Here is a 19,409-nt window from a genome sequence, read left to right on the forward strand (position 1 = left end):
AACATTTTTGCAATAAGTGGAGACGCATTTTCTAGTAAAGTGAGATAATAACAATTATGTTGAAATCGTAAAGGATAAGTTAAGTAAGATTTAAAGGATGGTTCTTGATGAAAAATCATATAAAGGTAAATGGAAAGCTTCTTCAAACAAACAAACGTTTTTCACAATTGAAAAATAGTCAAAAGGATTGGATTGCAACGGAACTTTATAAACTTTACCACGATAAGATGAAAGAAAGACGTACGACAAGGAAACTCCCTCCTGAACACCGGGATACAGTTATATCGGCTCTATATGATCAGATTCAGAATAGAGAAATATGGATTCCTTATGACGAGGTAAAAATATATACATTTAGTAAAACTACAAAGATAGTAAAATCTTTTAAGAAACAATTTCCTAAGTTGAGTGAGGAAATTGAAGCCGAGCACGCTAACAAATAAAATGCAAGTCATTATTACGGTCGGGCGCATTTCTGAAATGTGCTTTTCTTAATGAATCGGGACAAATACTTGAATAACATATTGTGCAAATAGTAGAAGTTTAGCACGATTTTTATTATGCTAAAAATTATCATTAGAAGAACAACGGTTTTTGGGGCTTGATAGTTCATTTATAGAATTATGAAATGTTCCGAACGGGCCATTTAACAGCATAACTTTTTCAGGTAAACAAATTAAAAATGTTAATGTGAAATGTATTTACTGAACAACCTAAAATTTTTCAGATAGTATGAAGTTTGTCAAAAAGGGTACTTGAAATTACTGGTAGAATAATAAAAAAATCATTAATGGAGGAAGTCTATGAAATTTGTACTTATATTTGGTCCGCAAGCAGTTGGTAAAATGACAGTAGGGCAAGAGTTAGCTAAAGTAACTGGATTGAAACTATTTCATAACCATATGACCATTGAATTACTTGAGCCCTTATTCAGCTTTAGTCCGGAAATGTGGAGGTTGTCAACTTTATTTAGAAAAGAAATATTCAAGGCAGTGGCTGAGAGTGAACTGGAAGGTTTGATCTTTACATATGTGTGGGCTTTTGATCAACAAGAGGATTGGGACTTCGTAGACCAGACATGTGAAATCTTTGAATCCCAGGGTGCCACTATTTATTTTGTTGAATTAGAAGCCGAAATGGACGAGAGGCTGGAACGAAATAAAAGTCCGCATCGACTTGAGCATAAACCTACCAAAAGAAACGTTGATTGGTCGGAGAATGAACTAAGGGAATCAATGAAAAAATACAGATTGAACTCCCATAAAGGTGAAATTAAAAATGAGAACTACATAAAAATTAATAATACAAATTTGAGTGCTACAGAAGTAGCTGAAATAGTATCAAAAAGGTTTGAATTATAAAATCACGTGAATAATCTTCAATTATCGGGCGCTTTAATTGCATAAAATCTCCGTTTTTTATGCAGCCACCAGGCTTTTTCAGAGGCCAAAAACGTTGATCCATCAACGATGTATAAAATCCTGTATAAAGGATAAATTAAGAATGATTCCTGAGCATAAAGCGAATCCCTTGTGGTACCAAGGGGTTCGCTTTTTTTATGGTCTTTTTTGTCACTTCCGAAAATTACTATTATGTTAACTAGTTTTGTATAGAGTATTCATGTAATTCTGGGGGACCTTATTCCATTTAATGGCCATTAAATGGAATAAGTAAAGCTGAAGGTCGTTAATTGAAGGTGATATAATTAAATAAATTTACTTTGATTAAGGAGACTAATAGTTTTGGATGCAAAAAGTATTAAATTCTACGAATTCGGTAGTCCTAAAGATGTGCTAAAAGTTGAATATAAAGCTATTGAACCACCAAAAGATAATGAAGTTCTTGTACGTATGTTAGCTCGCCCAATAAATCCCTCTGACTTAATACCGATTAGAGGATCTTATGCTCACAGAATTTCTTTACCTAATATTCCGGGTTATGAAGGAGTAGGTATTGTAGAAGAAATAGGTCCTTTAGTTTCTAAAAATCTCATTGGTAAACGTGTATTACCTTTACGTGGGGAAGGTACGTGGCAAGAGTTCGTTAAAACATCAGTAGAATATGCAGTTTGCATACCTGATACTATTGATGATTTTACAGCAGCACAGATGTATATAAATCCAATTACAGCATGGGTGGTTTGTACGGAAGTATTAGAATTAAGACCGAATGATATTTTATTGGTTAATGCGTGCGGATCTGCTATTGGACATATTTTTGCTCAATTATCGAAGATTTTAGGTTTTCGATTGATTGCAGTGACGAGAAATAATAAATATACAGTAGATTTACTTCATCTCGGTGCTTCTTATGTATTAGATACTTCTAAATTTCCACTCCACGAAACAGTTATGGAATTAACAAATGGAAAGGGTGCAGATGCTGCTATTGATTCCGTTGGGGGTTCATCTGGAAATGACTTGGCTTTTTGTGTTCACCCTAATGGGAATTTTTTAACTATTGGCCTTTTATCAGGGGTACAAGTAAACTGGGCCGATATTGTAAATAAAGCCAAAGTGAATGCTAATATATTTCATTTACGGAATTGGAATAAAAATGTCTCGGCAGATAAATGGCAAGAAACTTTTAATCATTTAATAAGGCTAGTAACTGATAAAAAATTACGTTTGATGATGGTAGATTCTAAGTATGACTTGTCGGATGTAAAAAAGGCTATTGATGTTGTTGAATCTTCTAAAATAGCAAAAGGAAAAGTATTTCTAACAAGCTATTGAGTTAATTCTTCTTCAAGTAGAGAGTACTTATTTTAAAGAAGTTTAAACAATAATCTTCAGCAATCGGGCGCTTAAATTGAACAATCAGCACAAAAGGATCTTCAATTGAAGATCCTTTTCAAATACCTATAACACTGTTTTATGTTAACTAGTTTGGTATAGAGTATTCATTCAATTCTTTGAGATCTTCTTCAATTAACGGGGCAGTTTAATTGAACAAAAATTGTTGATTAGTAGGAAGTTGAGTACAATTTATATATAATTTTCATGAAAAATAATTATAGCTGGGAGTCCTTTATGAAAAAGTATGAAAAAATGTTAGTGGCCTTTAATGTTGAGGAATTTAATTGTTTTGCTAATCAAGGAGAATGGCTTTATATCGCAAATAAACGAGATACAAAAAAGAAGCTATTTCGTTTGCCTCATTATAAATATTTCTTTGTAACATTAAACAGTCAACGCACACCATCAGAGTATGGGGTAGTAAAAAGAATTGAAGGCTATATTACAGCAGCACAATTAGCCGAATTAGATTATCAAAGTAGAAAGAAAGATGTATCTCTTATTGATGAAACTATATTAAACGAATATGAATTTTTTCTAGAAAAGGTTAATGCTCAACCTGAACATACTCCTATGGCAGTGACTTGGCACGAAAAAGTATTACCGAAAAAGGAGAAGAAGTTAAGAGTACATAAAGTTTTCTTTACAGGTTTGACTAAAGAAGAAAAAGCAGAGCTATTTGAATTTTAACAAATAATTAGAAATCTTTTTTCACTAACTGGTGCTTTAATTAAACAAACAGCTATAAGGATCTTTCAATCGAAGATCCTTTTTCAGTACCGATAACACTGCTTATGGTGACTAGACTTATTGACTATATGTGAATAAAACACTCATTTACATAACTGAAATTAAGCGTTTACAATAATTTATAAACGCTTAATAAAACTTTAACAAATAAACTATATAATATTTGAAAGCAACATGATTTGGAGGGACAACCTATGGCTATTGGTTCTACTGTGATATTTAAAGGTGAAAAGTATAAAGTTATATGGTTATATGATAATGGTACTTGTGAGATCAAGAAAAATGATTCATTAGGCCAAGTTGAATTAGTACGACTTTCTCAACTTAAAACCTTTGAAAAAACTATCAGTTCTTACTGAATCTGATGGTTTTTTTATTGCCGATAAAGGTGATTATGTTGACTATATGTGAATAAAACACCCATTTACACAACTAAAAGGAAGCGTTTACAATATTTTGTAAACACTTCACAAAATTTTAACAAATGAACTTTAATTTATAATTTGAAAGCAACATAATCTGGAGGGAATAACTTGTGGCTATCGGTTCTACTGTGATATTTAGAAATGAAAAGTATAAAATTATATGGTTATATGATAATGGTACTTGTGAGATCAAGAAAAATGATTCATTAGGCCAAGTTGAATTAGTACGACTTTCTGAGCTTAAAATCTTTGAAAAAAACATCAGTTCCTGTTGAATCTGATATTTTTTTGATTGCCGATAAAATCACTTATGTTGACTAGAATTATATGTGTAAATTTCATTTGTTTACACCATTCAATAAAAGTTGGACAATAATGTAAGAAGATTCAAATTAATTATAAATTGAAATCATTTCGTACAGCCACTTACATACTGAGTAGCATAGAAGCCGTGCATATGATGAAAAAGAAGCAGGTTCATCAGGGGGTGAAGTCTGTCCAAAATCAAAAAGAATTCATTCATAAGTTAGCAATTTAAAGGAAACTCACACTCAATGTTTCTAACGAGTGATTTTTGTACCAGAACCCTTTTTAAAAGCCCCCACTTCAAGCGTTAGCTAAGTGGGGGGGAGTTGACTCTTGACTCGCTTCCTGCGTTCAGCTAGAGCCTCAGCAGCCTTTTTAGCTTTTTCCTGACTAGTATGAACATACAATAAAGCTGTGGTTTCAGATGTATGACCAAGTTGTTCCATTACAAATGAAAGATCTTTGGTTTCATCCATTAGATTAGTAGCATACGTATGTCGCAGCTTGTGAGGGGACATGCTGCGTTTTCCCTTATTAAAAGCTTTTGTATATTTACGAACTAAATCCTGAATTGTTCTTATCGCAATAGGGGAATAGGACTTATTATGCTTTGATAAAAAAAGATATTCATACTCTGCATCCATACCACCGTATTTTTGTTTTCTAACGTTAAGGTAAACTTCAATATCCTCCATAACTTCAGCAAAAACCGTCACAATATCTTTTTTATCACCTTTGCGAATCACGGATATTTTATTATCCATAAAATTCAAGTCCCGAACCCGTAATTCAGCTAGTTCATTGACACGTATACCACTACCGAGCAAAAGAGAGAGGATAGCATAGTCTCTTTCCTTGTCACGCAAGAAGTAAGACTTTTGTCGAGCTGACAACTCCTGTTCATATTTATTTTTTACATAATATAGGAAATCAATATCTGATTCATTCTGAAATATAGTATTTGCTAACTTGTTGCTACGGGCATTCAATGATTCCTTTTCCTTAATGACAGATACTTTTTGCATAACATTACGATGGAAGAGAGGTTCTCCTTCACTCGTTTCATATTGAGTAGTTAAATACTTAAAGAGAGAACGCAATGCAGATTTTTTTCTATTGATAGACGATTTTTCTCGTGTTTTTTTCTCATCTTTTGAAACGTCAAATTCTTCTTCCTCAAGTCTACGAAAATATGAGATTACTAAATCTAAGGGGAGAGTCGCTAAAACATCATGGTGAATGTCTTTAATCTGCTCAACTTTTGCAATTCCTTCTCGAATTAACCAGCTAAAGAAGTCTTGATAATCAATTAAATAATTAAAAAGGGTAGAGGGGGATCTATAATTTCCCTCCATAGCATAAATGTAATCTTTTACATATTCAGGCATTTGAAGTAATAATGCTTTATATTGTTCTTTATGTTTTTTATGTTGTCTAGTATTAGCCAATAAAAGCACACCTCTTTTAAAATGTCGAAAATTGACGAATTTCGTGTATAATACAATTTTTACACAAAGTTGTTTACATAATAATTTTATTGTTTATTAGCGTATAAGTATTGTTTTTGTATATTCCATGAAGTCTAAAAGATGGTTTTCAACGATTTTTTGTAAAATTAGTAAATTTATCTCTTGGTAATCTTGAACAGCAATGTTCCTAAAACCAACCATGGCTTTCATTTTTTAGCCTAGTGAAGAGGGGAGTATATCTGCTGTTTCTAATAATGTAAAAGCTTCACGGCTACTTGGTGGTAAGCCCAGATTCTTTTCCGCAACTATATGCATTGCTAAATCAATACTTGCTTCACATGCACGTTGTAAATTAAGGATAATAGAGTCTTGCTTTGTATAATTCTTCAAGTTATCCGGATTATTATCATATTCATCTCTAACTCGTTTAACACAACGTTCAATAATGCTTATTTTATTTAATATAACGTCATTCTTCATAATAAATAGACTCACTTTCTTACACATTATCGAAAATAAATCGTCGTTCATCGATTAATTTTGTATAAGGCCCTCTCTATTAATCGAGGACCTTTTAATTGTTAAAATCATTTTTATCGTCAGGATAATAAAGAGATTTACGTAATGTCACATCACGATGTTGTAGGGTTTCTCCTTTAAAACGTAACCAAATCTCGTCATCCGCCATAACACCATGGGTTTTTCTAATAATTGCCCAGCGGTTATAACTATTTAGTCCAAGTGCAGCTAACAATTGGTCCGTATTAACCCTTGTTTCAGGAAACACACGCCACTTTAACCATTTTTCCAACTCTACTTTTGTAATATAGCCTTCTGGATTAGGGGAAAATTGCTTATTGAATCCTTCTATAAAATTAATTACGTATGGTTTATCACTTTCAGCTGGTTTTAAATCAACGTTAGCTATAATATCATCAAGCAACATAACATCAAATTTCATAAAGTCAATCATTTCAACACCTTCTTAATCAATTATTAGTCTTTGTAGTTGCATATCTTGTAATTGCGAGAGTACAACTTCCTTAGCTCTGCCTAATTCGTATGGAGCCTCATTTAACTTTTCTAGTAATAACGATTGTCTAATAAAAGGTTCTCCTCTATACAAGGCTAACTGTTTAGAAAATGAAGAACTGAAAGGCTTTGCTTTTACTTTTTTCTTTAAAATACTTAAAGGTTTTACTAGTGGATAATCCTTTATATCTGATAATAAACTTAATCCATGATCAAAAACAGGAGACAGTTTCCATGTTTCTTTTTCAGTGTCAAATAGGAACAATATATTATTTGTATGACGATCTTCATTAAAAATAAAGGCATCGAAGGCCAACATTTGTGAAACTTCTTTAGAAACATCTAATCCTGTGAAATCAAATACTTTATCCATAATTGAATTGAATTTGTCTTCTGTGGAATACCTAGAATTGTTTAATACATCATCAGTTGATTCGAAATTAACTTCGAATAAGCGTTCAAGTGTTACTTCTTGAAGATAACCACGAAAATCTTCGGAATAGCAGCCTTCTTTAATTGTTCCATCATGCTTTTCGATCAAGCAAGGGGTGTAAGTAGCGAAATTATCTTTAGGTAAGGTTGAACAATCTAATATGAGATAAGCTACGTATTCTGCAATATTTTCATAACCTAGAGTGTTTTCTTTAACCCATTTATCCCCAATTAACCATTTAGATTGGTCACCTTTACTTGAGGTACTGATAATCGCTTCAGCATTTTGTGGGATTTTTATACGTTCCATTGGGTCACCCCCGTAAAATATAGTTTCTACTTATGAGCATTCACTTAGAGGTATACGTTAGTAATATCAACTTCATTAAATAAAATTATAATATAGTCGATAAATTGAATACAGTAATACTAAACTCTTATATAGAATTTCAAGTATAAAATATGCGATAAATCTTTGTTAATCCACAATTCCATTATACCAAACATTTGTTTTGTTATCTATATCAAACTATTCGTAAAATAGATATTATACACGAAATTACATTTAGAATTGAACTGAAGAGTCTCTCTTCCTTTTATGGTATGGCAACTCATGTGTGACATGTTCAAACTAAGGAAGACTTTCTAAATTTTACCAATTATGTCATTCACTTAAATGAGCTTGATTTAGGTCGCTCTTAGTTGCATGTGAAAATTATCTAAATATTACTCCTGGTTCACACTTGAGTTGTAAGGAAAAACCGATCAATAGCATTTAGATGAATTTCACAATACGTTTTCAAAGTATTTGCTGCGGCAATAAGGTTACACTTATCCATAAGCAAGCTCTAAAAAATAGCTTACCTTAAAGAGGATAAGCCATTTATGTAATCTTTACTTTATAAATCCATTGAGGAATTGATATAACTCTTCTAACTCACCCTCTTTGGCCACAATACAATTAGGATATTGTTTTATTTCTGCTACGCTGGATATCTTAAAATCATTGAGAGTTGGGAGCCCAGAAGCACAAATAATTAAATAGTCCGCAAAATGAATTAACCCTGTCACTGCTGAAGTTTTTATGGTCATTTGCCCCATTGCTCTCCCTACAAGGGTGTTTTTGCCCATCCCCCCGAAAAGGTGGATTAAGGTATCTTCCGAAAAACAAATCCCCGTTAAATAGAGAATGGGCGCTTCCTTATGCAAGAAAAGCGCCCTTTAAATGGAATATCGTTCTTGGATAACCATGCTGCATTGATACTCAAGAAATGCACCCAAGTGTTAATTATTTAAAGCTTGTTGAATATGTGCCAAATGGTGATTACCATGCCATGCGTAAAGTGCGATACTTTGATCAATTCGCATTTTACTTCCATCAGGATATTGATATGAACGTTGTAATTGAGTAGTTGTTAGATTTTTAAGTAAATATGTCCAGCGTTCATGTAGACTTTCTATTAGCTGTACTGAAACTGAAATTGGCAACTCATAATCTATTAGCTTTCCCCATTCGCTTTCTTCATACGTTTTTACCACTGGATTGTCTTCTGTCAATGCTAATTTCACTCGCATATAACCATTTAAATGGCTATCGAAAAAATGATGAATAAGTTGACGTACATTCCAACTATTATCTCTATACTTTTTTGTTAAATCCAACTCATCAAGGGATGCAGTTAATGCTTTTAAACGACTAGGTAGGGTAGTCATTTCATTAATCCACATTTGAATATCCTTTTCTTGAACTTCAGAAGGACAAGTGAAATGTCCTAATGGGTATCTATTATCCATAATAATTTCCCCCTTCTTCTCTGCCCTACAGTTAATAACAATTATTTAAATCAGTATCATTTTCATAATGGTTAAATGACAGATAAACTGGATATTAAGAGCCATGGAACTGTCTAGTTTTTATCAGAGAGATGTGACTCTCTCCCTAAACCTAGAACAGAACATTATCGCAAAATTAAATATAAATTGTTAATTAGTTTTCAAAGCAACACTCTTTACTCATTTATATTTGGATGATAGGCGAACGGCAAGTACCTACTTTTAACCCAATGCTATTATAGTGATTTTTTATATTCACAATAGTTTGATTGTGTGTAACTTCCTTTATTAAATTGTTAAATTTATTTAGATCAATAGATTTATGCTCTAACAAGTCATTGAAAGCTTGCTTGATTTCTTTAGGATAAACATTTCCAACCATACTAGAAAGCCCGCTACATCCATTATTTATCATCTCTGGAAAATCAACATCACCGGCTGCAAATAAAATAAAATCTTCTGGGAAATTTGTATGTCGATGACGACTAACATCTCCACCCTCTTTGAGTCCAATAATATTGGTATGTCTAGTGACAAGATCTTGAAGTGCAGCCTGACCCAAATCAAATCCAGTTCGTGAAGGATTATTATATAGTACAACCTGTTTAGAAGTATGTTTGAGTAGTTCATCAACATAGTAAACAGCTTGCTGCTGTCTTGGTTGAATATATGGGGGGAAACTAATGATAATAACATCAATTACAGACATTTCGAGTGCTTGAATTAGTTTAATAGCATCACTCGTTCTTGTAGCTGATACGCTAAACATAAGTTCAATACTTTGAAAGCTTTGTTGATTAAAGTAATCAATAATTTGTAATCGTTCATTGATACTAAGTGAATGTTGTTCACCTGTTGTGCCACAAATGAGTATTGAATCAATTCCGTTGTTTTTTAAGTGTTCAACAATGGGTTTAAACCCTTCTAAAAATAGACTTTCATCCTCGTGAAAGGGAGTAGGAATAGCTACATTTAAATTTTTCATCATTTAATTCTCCTTATCAGGCAATTCTTTTTTCATTTTAGTGTTCAGTTATAAATAACATATAGGTTTCATGTATGGATTTAAGAATATACATCAGTCACTTATCTTAAATCGTGTCCGAGTTGAAACATTGGATAAATCGTACTACGGAACAAATTCCATAACATTTCCAGAGCAAAGTATGCCATCGCTAAGCTAGATAGAGTAAAGATACCACGTAAAATCTTTTCTCCAATGAATTTACGTGACCAAGCTAACAACACAGTTATACCAACGCACCAAGCAAATGCTCCTACAGCAAAACCAACGAACAGAAGCACAAGTTTATCAATTAATGGCATCCCTGCAATTTGAGCTGCAAATCCTCCGCCAATTCCACCCCAAAAGGCAATACCAAATGGATTGGCTATTGAAAAGATAATCCCGGTTAATAAATCCCGTTGTTCTTTACTTTTAGGATTCGTCAAACCAAGTGGTTTACGAGCGTCTAAAAAAGACATCCAAGCTATTCGAAGTAAAAGGTTCCCCCTACGATGCCTAAGATAATTTGTATTGCTAAAAAATGAAAAACTAGCTCTACACCTGTTAAGCCTACAACAGCCCATACTAAATTACTTATAAGGGCTCCGACTTGTACTAAAAATGATGGCATAAATCCTCGTTTTAACCCTCTTCGAAAAGTTTCGGTGTTGACAGGGCCAGGGGCTGCGCTATAAACAAATCCTAGGATACAAGCCGTAATAATTAGTCCGATCATTAAAATACACCTTTCCTTTTTCTCACGTATCCACTGAAGAGCAGAGACTCAGCATATTTTAAGTGAGATATCTAAAGCCGATTTCAGCTCTCATGAGGGAGAAACAAAATGTCAATGATCAATCGTAGTACCTACTTCTATTTTGTTACTCGTTTTTCCATCACTTTTGCCATTTGCTTTGAATTCGAATCTTCTTCTTCATGTAATTTATGAACGATATTAAGATAATCCTCCTCATTACGATTTTGGCTTAATTTATAGGCAGCTTGAATTTCTTGTACTTTAATTTTAAAACCAACAATACCTTTTAGTTCTTTTTCTAATAACTGAGGAGAAAGTTTATCCCATAATACTGGATTTTCTCGATTCTCTTCATATTTTTTCAACATTGTTGTTAATTCTTCTATTAATTCCTCTTTATCTAAAATGCTTGCTGTACCATATACATGGACGGCTTGATAATTCCATGTTGGAACTTCTTCATGTCCATACCAAGAAGAAGAGATGTAAGAGTGCGGTCCCTGAAACATTACAAGAACATCTTCACAGGTTTCAAATGTTCTCCACTGGGGGTTTCCATAAGCCATATGTCCAGTAATAAAATAATCATCACCTTTTTTAGTTAACCCAAAAGGCAAATGAGTGGCAATTGGTTTCTCTTTCTTTGTTGTGACGATTGTTCCAAAAGAGTTTTTATGAACAAAATCCCAAATTTCATCAACATTTGTGACCTTAAAATATTTTGGAATATACATAATAACCCACCTTTCAAAAAAGTTATATGAGTGTTTTGATCATTATAAGATCAATCTGTTCCTCATCCCCCATATAAAAGGAGTGAGATCCAGTTTTTACAAACCCCAATTTCTTATAAAAAGCAATAGCATTTTCATTTTTCTCCCATACGCCTAGCCAGATATTCTTTTTATTATGTTCTATTGCAATTTCAATAGCATTATTTAGTAGATATTTACCAAGACCATGTTTTTGAAATGAGCCCTTTATATAAATTCTCTCGACTTCAAGTGATTCATCGCCCATTTCTTCAGACTGAGCATCATCGGTATTGACCTTTAGATATCCAGCGATTTCATTGTTAAAGTAGACAAAAAAGAATTGAGAAGAGATATTGGATAATTCTTTTTCTAATTGTTTCAAGTTAAATGCCTTTTCCAAATAAGCATTCATATTTTCGGGTGAGTTCTGATGCTTAAATGTCTCATTGAATGTTTCATAACTAATTTCTTGAAGTTTGTGTATATCTTCAAGGGTGCATTTTTCTATATTTGTAGTCATTTAAATAGTTCGCTCCTTTATATAATCAATAATTTCTCGTATTTCCCTTTTTTACAAATTCCCAGTCTTTTTCTATATTTTTTCTTACTCTCTGAAGAAGACTGAAAATGGTTTCTATTTCTTTTTCAGAAAGTCCCTCTAATGCAACAGTATTGGAATAATCATTTTCTCTCTTTATAAAAGGATAAACATTTTTCCCTTTCTCTGTTGGAAAGAGTTTTTTAATTTTTTTGTTATGTTTATCTTCTTTCTTTTCGATAAATCCATTCATTTCAAGTTTTTTGATAGCACGAGCTGCTGTTGTTCGATCTACTTTTATCATCTCAGATAACTTTTCCTGAATGATTCCAGGGTTTTCACATATTCGAACAAGGTACAAATACTGCCCTTTTGTAAGGTCAAATTCTTTAAATTCTATATTGCTTATAGAATCTAATGCCCTCGCTATCATTCCAATTTCACGAAGAATCTCCTTCATAATGAACTCCTTTAAACATATTTTTATTGCAAATGCAACAAAGTTGAGTTAAATTCAATATATAGTATTTTTATTGCATTTGCAACAAAAATAACGATAAAGAGGTCGATTAAAATGAAATATGTTTTTTATGTATTAGGAATTTTAATATTAACCCTTGGTATTTCTTTCACTATACAATCAGATCTTGGAACTTCACCTTTTGACGCACTTTTGGTAGGACTATCTTTAAATGTGGGGCTTACTGTGGGAAGTTGGGAAATAATAATAGCGTTATTATTGATATACTGTAATTCATTTTTAAAAAAACAAAGACCAGAAGTTTCGGGGTTGTTAACAGCATTGATAACAGGTGTTGGTATTGATATGTGGCTTTTTTTATTGCGCGATTTGTTAACGCCTGAACAATGGTACAGCAAAGTTATTTGTCTTGGAATCGGCTTAATTGTTATTGGATTAGGGACTGCAACATATTTGCATACAAATTTTGCACCGATTCCAATTGACCGATTAACATTAATCATACAAGAATTAACTAGAACAAATATTTTTTTTTCGAGAACATTCATTTACCTCGTATTCTTGATAATGGCAATGATTTTACATGGACCAATTGGTGTTGGAACTTTATTAACCGTTTGTTTAGGTGGGCTAATACTCTATTACTTTATGCCATTTACTAAGAAAATATTGGACCGCTTATTAATACACTCTAGTACATCACCAAATTATGATAAAGATAAAAAGCATTCAATATAGAATGCTTTTTATCTTTATTGTTCAACAAACGGCCCTTTAATGGAATAGGTTGTTTGATTGCGTTTGTAAAAGTATACCTTTATAAACGCAGTGAAGGAAACTATGAAACTCAGTAAAATGAAGTTTGAAAAGGTGTTAAAAAATATTAATAAACGTTTATATTTTCGACCCACCTTTTTAAACACAAATAGTATAATTGTGTTTAAAAATATAAGAGGTGTATACAGAATGGCCACAATTTATGGATATATACGTGTTAGTACGAGAGAACAAAATGAGCAACGTCAGTTGCAGAAAATGATGGAACGAGGGGTAGAAGCTCGCCGTATATTTGTCGATAAGGCAAGTGGGAAAGATTTTGATCGTCCGCAGTATCAATTGATGTGCAAGGTCCTCAGCGAAGGGGATATTGTCTATATGGATGCACTTGATCGTATGGGACGGAACTATGATGAGGTTATTGCAGAATGGAAGTACATTACAAGAGACTTGAAAGCCGATATTATCGTACTAGAGAATGAATCCTTATTTGACAGTCGTAAGTTTCGTGAAATGGGCGATATGGGACGATTAATGGAAGACCAATTTTTATCTTTACTTTCGTATGTTGCTGATCAAGAACGTAAGAAAATTCGCCAAAGGCAAGCAGAGGGTATAGCAGTAGCTAAATCCCAAGGGAAACACTTAGGTCGGCCTCAAATGAACTTTTCAAATCTCAGCAAGAAACAGCGTCAAATAATAGAAGAAAACCATTCAAATTGGAGAAACGGAAACATAACAGGAGTTATGTTTATGGAGATGTTAGAACTAAAGAAAAACACGTTTTATAAAATACTGAAAGAATATGAAGAAGTAAGGAATAGGTAGCTATTTGAAATATTTTTTGTCCAGTTTCAAGTTAATAAAAATAACTTTTAAGGGGAAAATGGCAGCAAAATCATCGGATGCTACCTCTACTCCTATAAGGTAATCAAGGAATTTGAGATTGGAATGCTCCCTTGATTTTGGAAGCTCCTTATTGTATTGGGGGATTCTTCATATGCAACAGTTCATTCCCTGAATTGCTCACATCCCCCATAAGGAAAGGGTAAATATGAATATGAAAAAAAACATAACTAACCAAAAACGGTTGAGGATTCTTAGTGAGGATGAAATAAGGATCATTTATGACATTCCAAGCTTCACATATGAAGATCGCTGTTCTTATTTTTCTCTCTCACAGCCAGAGAAAGAGTTGCTACACACATTGCGCTCTATCAAATCTAAGGCTTATTTTGTTCTACAATTGGGGTATTTCAAAGCTAAACAACTATTTTTTACATTCGGCCTCCATGAGGTAGAAGAGGATCTTCAGTATGTTATAAAGGAATATTTCAACAATAGTAAGGTCGATGACTTGAGTTCAATTGATAAGTCTACTAGGTTAAAACAACAACAATTGATTCTTAACTTATTTAACTACCGTAGTTGCGGTGCCGAAGAACGGTGTAAGATGGAGGAAAAAGCTCAAAAGGCTGCAGCATTTTGTGGTAAGCCCATTTATATCTTTCGGGAAATCATGAATTATTTGTCTGAAAGCTGCATTGTTGTTCCTGGCTATAGTTTTATGCAAGATATGATCGGACAGGCAATAATCCATGAGCAAAACCGATTAATCACATTGATGCAGGATTATCTTAAACAGACTGATATTGAATCCTTAGATCGATTACTTGAAGACTCTTCAGGTCTGTATGAAATTACACTACTGAAACATGAACCAAAAGACTTTAGCGCCACTGAAATAAAGATTGAAATGAATCGTGGTAAAAAAATACAGCATTTGTATCACCTTGCTCAAGAACTGTTACCAAAGTTAGATATTTCTAATGAAAGCATCAAGTATTATGCTTCATTAGTCAGTTACTACTCTGTCTACAAGCTCAAACGACTGAATGTATGGATTGTTTATGTTTATTTGTTATGTTTTGTATCCCATCGTTATCAACGGATGCATGACAATCTGATCAACACCTTCATCTATAGCGTAAGAGGTTATGCTGATGAAGCTAAATTAGCATCAAAAGAACGAGTTTACGAATGCTATACAGAGAGCAATCAAGACATGAAAAAAGCAGGGGAACTACTCAAGATATTCACTGATGATCATATCCCTGCTGATACTCCCTTTAAGGATATTCAAGGTCGTGCATTTACTATTCTGGAACGTCAGAAACTGGAATCCATAGCGAATCAGATCACTACAAATATAAAATATGATGAAACTGCCTTCCAATGGGAACATATTGATCAGCAGGCACGAAGATTTAAACGCTATTTAAGATCCATATTTTTGCAGGTTGATTTCTTAGCTCCTTCACCTAATGATCCCTTAATTAAAGCAGTCAATTTTATGAAGACTGCTTTTAATAAGAATAAATCGTTAGGACAATATCACTCGGATCATTTACCAAATGGTTTCATTCCCGATGGTGTGAAGCGTTACATCTATCAACAAAAAGTAATCTTAGTGGATCGCTATGAATTTTTAGTCTATCGCCTCCTACGCAACCGTTTGGAAGCAGGGGATATTTTTTGTCGTGACAGTATCCGATTTCGCAGTTTTGAGGATGACCTGATCAATGATCGTCAATGGCAACAGAAAGAAACGTTGATAGCTGATACTGGTCTGACGATTTTCAATCAACCCATTCATAGTCATTTAGTGGAGCTTGAGAGGAGATTGGAAGATAGAATTACTGAGGTTAACCAAAGCATTTCATCTGGCGAAAATGAACATCTTCAAATTAAAAGACGGGGTTCACATACCCGATGGACACTACCTTATACCCGGGACACAGACTCTATTAATCATTCATTCTACGATACATTAAAGCAAATAGAAATTACGAGTGTCTTTCATTTCGTTCATCAACACTGTCAATTCCTTGACTCATTTGAGCACATTCTAGGACGTTATGCAAAACAGAATAAAGACAATCGTATTCTTGTCGCCTGTCTGATAGCTTGGGGAACCAACATGGGTTTAGGTAGAATGGGAGAAATTTCTGATATTAGCTATCCATTACTGGCTGCCACATCTGATAACTTTATTCGTCTGGAGACTTTAAAAGAAGCGAATGATTGTATCAGTAATGCAATCGCCAAACTCCCAATCTTTAAACATTATGACATTGGTGAGACGATTCATTCTAGTAGTGACGGACAGAAAATTGAGACTCGAATCAATACCATTAATTCTCGTTATTCACCTAAATACTTCGGTCTTGGTAAAGGGATTGTTTCCTACACAATGGTAGCCAATCATATCCCTGTAAATGCTCGAATTATTGGGGCTAATGAGCATGAAAGTCATTATGTATTTGATATTCTATTCAACAACACAACTGATATTCAGCCTGATGTGCATTCCACGGATACACATGGAACCAATGAGGTGAACTTTGCTATTCTTCACTTTTTTGGTTATCAGTTTGCGCCTCGCTACAAGGATATTCACGATAAAGTTAACAAATCTCTTTACGGATTCAAACATCCAAGCCAATATGGCGATAATCTGATCATGCCAGTCCGAAAGATTAATACGAATCTCATTATAGAAGAATGGGAAAATATTCAACGAATTATGCTATCCCTTGCAGTTAAAACAACCACACAGAGCATTATAATTGGTAAGCTGAGTGCTTATGCACGGAAGAACAAAACCAAACGTGCTTTATGGGAGTACGATAACATCATAAGAAGTCTATATTTTTTGGATTATATTGATTCTCCACCTTTACGCCGGAACGGAATGTGCAAAAGGCATTAAATCGGGGGGAAAGTTATCATAAATTACGCAAAGCAGTATCATTTGCTAATTTTGGAAAATTACGTTTTAAAAATGAAAATGATCAACATATCTGGGGTGAATGCAGTCGCTTACTCTCCAATTGCATTATTTATTACAATGCCAGTATTTTATCTAATATGTTGGCCTACAGAGAAACAAAGGGACTGGATTCATATGTTATGAAACAAATCTCTCCAGTAGCATGGCAACATATTAACTTCTATGGAAGATACGAGTTTGATATACAACAAGAGTCTGTTGACATGGATGCAATCATTCAAGAATTAGCCCAATTAAAGGTAATATCAGAAACAGAGTAAACAATGTTTAAGGAGTACTTCCCTAATCTTTCAGTGAAGTACTCCTTAATCCACCTTTTCGGGGGGATGGGCAAAAACACCCTACAAACAAACCTTTCATTGCACTTTTGCCACTTGTTCTTTCTATAACTATTCTACTTTCGTCTACCATTACTTTTGTTCCTGATTTTAATTCAAATGTTTTCATTTTCTTAACCTCCTACCTGTCTCCTATTATAACTCAAAAAATAAAATTTAAGCTTTTACCGTCTTAAAAACCAAACTTATATGCTAGCCATCTATTATTCAACTGAATTATTATTTGATAAAAAGCCTTACTGTATTAAAGTAAAATGATGTTTGAACAAAAAAGTCCTCTTGGTATGATACGAGGTATCCGATGCTGCGCAGCACAAGGACCCTAATTGACCAAGGAGGACTCAAAATGAAGTATAAACAACACAAAAAGATTTTAAAACTTACTGACAAAACTTTGATTATGGGAATAGATATAGCTAAACACAAGCATGTAGCAAGGCTTTTTTTATAAACTTGCATCTTTTTTATAAATATCGTGACTTTATTTCAAATTTCCAAAAAGGCTCCTCACGTTGAATTAACAGCTATAATTATTTGTATTTATCCATCCAATTATGAATAATGCTTTTTACATTTCCAGTACTTTCCTTAACATCCTCAAAGATCATAGCAAGAAGGGCAAACCAGGAGATTTCTTCCTGATATGGATTATTCTTATTAATGTATTTCAGTACCTGTTTTAATTCTTTCATTCGCTCCTCATCTATGTGATTGTGAAGATACGTTTTCACAAATGCATTCAGAAGGTTCGTGTTTCGAATACTGGCATCTAACAATAGGGCTGTAGCCTTTGATGGCGTCACATCCAGAGCACAAGATAAAGAAAAAATATTTTCATAGGAAGTTTGAGTAAAACGGATGGTGATTCGTTCATTTTTCCCTGATTGATATTTCCTTTGTAAAGATTCCTTCCCCCAATCCCCAAAATAAACCGTATTTAAAAACTGATAATCCCTTCTAAAATATCTGGAAAGATATTCAATGACTTTTCTTGATTGCAGACCCTTCTCACATAAAATTTCTGCTACATCTTTTACAGGTGTATTCGTGATGTAAGACAAGCGATATATACAATCTTTGAGATTGATAGAAATTGTCGGTTTGACGTCTCTTTTTTTATCAGTACGAATCTTTCTTATTTTCGTTTCCATTACCTCTTCCCTTTGCATTGCTATCCCTCTTTTCCAAATTTCGTTTAGGACACTGTCCTCGTGTCCTAGATATATTTCCATGTATATGGGGGATGGGGAAGAGTTATGTTTGAAAATTCGTTAATGTGTCCATACTGTTTATAAGAATTATAGAAAAGGGGAAAAAGGATGAAAATGACGAAAGATGAAGCAAAAGCTTTGGCTAAAAGAGGAATTGAGGTAAGTACGAAATACAGCATTCCATTAAAAACGAAAAAGAAGAAAGAGGCTTAATTCTCAGGTCCATCTTTTACATGTTTGATCTTTGGATATCATCCAAAGATTTTTTCATGCTTTACCTTTCCTTCACTCTTGCTGCAAGAGTCTGCATATAAGATTCTGCCAGTTTAGCAGGATAGTATCCAACCCTTTATATGGATAGTTTTTCCAGAACGAAGCATTCCCAAGTGGCCTTTTCATATTTACTAAAACTGGCTGCTATCCTTTTCGTCCTTATTCTTTTGTCTTTTAACGGTCTTCGGCTCGTTCGGTACGGCGGCTTGCCGTAAATGGAACAGGAACACCTACGGAATGTAGGCGTTAGCCGTACAGACCGTGGTTATCGGTCCATTTAGTATCGAAGCGACACGTACCGGAATGACAGAAAGCGTTCTTTGCTTTCTGATCAGTCCGTAGTGCTTCCGTCCAAAAGAGTTTTGGTTTCTATTC

21 protein-coding genes and 3 pseudogenes are annotated in these 19,409 nt (G+C 33.7%); 10 read left to right on the plus strand and 14 right to left on the minus strand.

Annotation, left to right across the window (positions count from 1 at the left end):
• Window positions 1-107 precede the first annotated feature (107 nt).
• The 7 genes and pseudogenes from K9V48_RS13945 to K9V48_RS13975 all read left to right on the plus strand — a co-directional run.
• On the plus strand, window positions 108-443 hold the full coding sequence (locus K9V48_RS13945; RefSeq protein WP_224139583.1) for a hypothetical protein: 336 nt from the start codon (window positions 108-110) through the stop codon (window positions 441-443).
• Between the two features lie 360 nt (window positions 444-803).
• Window positions 804-1,361, plus strand: coding sequence for an AAA family ATPase (locus K9V48_RS13950; RefSeq protein WP_224139584.1), 558 nt, complete (start codon window positions 804-806; stop codon window positions 1,359-1,361).
• A 381-nt stretch (window positions 1,362-1,742) separates the two neighbouring features.
• On the plus strand, window positions 1,743-2,735 hold the full coding sequence (locus tag K9V48_RS13955; RefSeq protein ID WP_224139585.1) for a zinc-dependent alcohol dehydrogenase family protein: 993 nt from the start codon (window positions 1,743-1,745) through the stop codon (window positions 2,733-2,735).
• 297 nt (window positions 2,736-3,032) lie between these two features.
• Window positions 3,033-3,488, plus strand: a complete 456-nt coding sequence (locus K9V48_RS13960) for a hypothetical protein (RefSeq protein WP_224139586.1) — start codon at window positions 3,033-3,035, stop codon at window positions 3,486-3,488.
• Window positions 3,489-3,742: 254 nt separating this feature from the next.
• Window positions 3,743-3,907, plus strand: a complete 165-nt coding sequence (locus tag K9V48_RS13965) for a hypothetical protein (RefSeq protein WP_224139587.1) — start codon at window positions 3,743-3,745, stop codon at window positions 3,905-3,907.
• Between the two features lie 176 nt (window positions 3,908-4,083).
• Complete coding sequence (locus tag K9V48_RS13970; protein WP_224139588.1) at window positions 4,084-4,248, plus strand: hypothetical protein; 165 nt, start codon at window positions 4,084-4,086, stop codon at window positions 4,246-4,248.
• A 128-nt stretch (window positions 4,249-4,376) separates the two neighbouring features.
• A pseudogene (locus K9V48_RS13975) lies at window positions 4,377-4,511 on the plus strand (IS6 family transposase); the annotation flags it as partial.
• A 79-nt stretch (window positions 4,512-4,590) separates the two neighbouring features.
• On the opposite strand, the gene xerS reads toward K9V48_RS13975, so the two are convergent.
• The 12 genes and pseudogenes from xerS to K9V48_RS14030 form a co-directional block, all read right to left on the minus strand.
• Entirely contained in the window at window positions 4,591-5,736 is a 1,146-nt protein-coding gene (xerS, locus tag K9V48_RS13980) for a tyrosine recombinase XerS (RefSeq protein ID WP_224139589.1), read from the minus strand.
• A gap of 87 nt (window positions 5,737-5,823) precedes the next feature.
• Window positions 5,824-6,228, minus strand: a pseudogene (gene hepT, locus K9V48_RS13985) (type VII toxin-antitoxin system HepT family RNase toxin).
• A gap of 94 nt (window positions 6,229-6,322) precedes the next feature.
• Window positions 6,323-6,721 (minus strand): hypothetical protein, encoded by a 399-nt coding sequence (locus tag K9V48_RS13990; RefSeq protein ID WP_224139590.1) that lies wholly within the window; start codon window positions 6,719-6,721, stop codon window positions 6,323-6,325.
• Window positions 6,722-6,733: 12 nt separating this feature from the next.
• Complete coding sequence (locus K9V48_RS13995) at window positions 6,734-7,522, minus strand: HipA domain-containing protein (protein WP_224139591.1); 789 nt, start codon at window positions 7,520-7,522, stop codon at window positions 6,734-6,736.
• Window positions 7,523-8,106: 584 nt separating this feature from the next.
• Complete coding sequence (locus K9V48_RS14000; RefSeq protein WP_224139592.1) at window positions 8,107-8,343, minus strand: hypothetical protein; 237 nt, start codon at window positions 8,341-8,343, stop codon at window positions 8,107-8,109.
• Between the two features lie 153 nt (window positions 8,344-8,496).
• Complete coding sequence (locus K9V48_RS14005) at window positions 8,497-9,006, minus strand: YfiT family bacillithiol transferase (RefSeq protein WP_224139593.1); 510 nt, start codon at window positions 9,004-9,006, stop codon at window positions 8,497-8,499.
• Window positions 9,007-9,229: 223 nt separating this feature from the next.
• Window positions 9,230-10,030, minus strand: a complete 801-nt coding sequence (locus K9V48_RS14010) for a dihydrodipicolinate synthase family protein (protein ID WP_224139594.1) — start codon at window positions 10,028-10,030, stop codon at window positions 9,230-9,232.
• Between the two features lie 101 nt (window positions 10,031-10,131).
• Complete coding sequence (locus tag K9V48_RS29695) at window positions 10,132-10,530, minus strand: LysE family transporter (RefSeq protein ID WP_368858294.1); 399 nt, start codon at window positions 10,528-10,530, stop codon at window positions 10,132-10,134.
• 5 nt (window positions 10,531-10,535) lie between these two features.
• Window positions 10,536-10,787 carry a LysE family transporter gene (locus K9V48_RS29700; protein WP_368858295.1) on the minus strand — a complete coding sequence of 84 codons (252 nt, stop codon included), beginning with the start codon at window positions 10,785-10,787 and terminating at the stop codon, window positions 10,536-10,538.
• A gap of 137 nt (window positions 10,788-10,924) precedes the next feature.
• Window positions 10,925-11,542, minus strand: a complete 618-nt coding sequence (locus tag K9V48_RS14020) for an FMN-binding negative transcriptional regulator (RefSeq protein WP_224139595.1) — start codon at window positions 11,540-11,542, stop codon at window positions 10,925-10,927.
• Window positions 11,543-11,564: 22 nt separating this feature from the next.
• Window positions 11,565-12,083 carry a spermidine/spermine N(1)-acetyltransferase gene (gene paiA / locus K9V48_RS14025; protein WP_224139596.1) on the minus strand — a complete coding sequence of 173 codons (519 nt, stop codon included), beginning with the start codon at window positions 12,081-12,083 and terminating at the stop codon, window positions 11,565-11,567.
• Between the two features lie 25 nt (window positions 12,084-12,108).
• Entirely contained in the window at window positions 12,109-12,561 is a 453-nt protein-coding gene (locus tag K9V48_RS14030) for a MarR family winged helix-turn-helix transcriptional regulator (RefSeq protein ID WP_224139597.1), read from the minus strand.
• 114 nt (window positions 12,562-12,675) lie between these two features.
• Here K9V48_RS14030 and K9V48_RS14035 point away from each other — a divergent pair, with 114 nt between their 5' ends.
• The 3 genes and pseudogenes from K9V48_RS14035 (at window position 12,676) to K9V48_RS14045 (ending at window position 17,472) form a co-directional block, all read left to right on the plus strand.
• Entirely contained in the window at window positions 12,676-13,320 is a 645-nt protein-coding gene (locus K9V48_RS14035) for a YczE/YyaS/YitT family protein (RefSeq protein WP_224139598.1), read from the plus strand.
• A gap of 228 nt (window positions 13,321-13,548) precedes the next feature.
• Window positions 13,549-14,187, plus strand: a complete 639-nt coding sequence (locus K9V48_RS14040; RefSeq protein WP_224139599.1) for a recombinase family protein — start codon at window positions 13,549-13,551, stop codon at window positions 14,185-14,187.
• A 244-nt stretch (window positions 14,188-14,431) separates the two neighbouring features.
• Window positions 14,432-17,472, plus strand: a pseudogene (locus tag K9V48_RS14045) (Tn3 family transposase).
• Window positions 17,473-17,494: 22 nt separating this feature from the next.
• Here the strand turns inward: K9V48_RS14045 and K9V48_RS14050 are convergent.
• Window positions 17,495-17,659: a hypothetical protein gene (locus K9V48_RS14050; RefSeq protein ID WP_224139600.1), complete on the minus strand. Its 165-nt coding sequence runs from the start codon at window positions 17,657-17,659 to the stop codon at window positions 17,495-17,497.
• A 421-nt stretch (window positions 17,660-18,080) separates the two neighbouring features.
• A complete protein-coding gene (locus K9V48_RS14055) occupies window positions 18,081-18,719 on the minus strand; it encodes a hypothetical protein (RefSeq protein ID WP_224139601.1) in 639 nt (212 codons plus the stop codon).
• Between the last annotated feature and the right edge of the window lie 690 nt (window positions 18,720-19,409).

This window comes from Metabacillus rhizolycopersici (assembly GCF_020075705.1).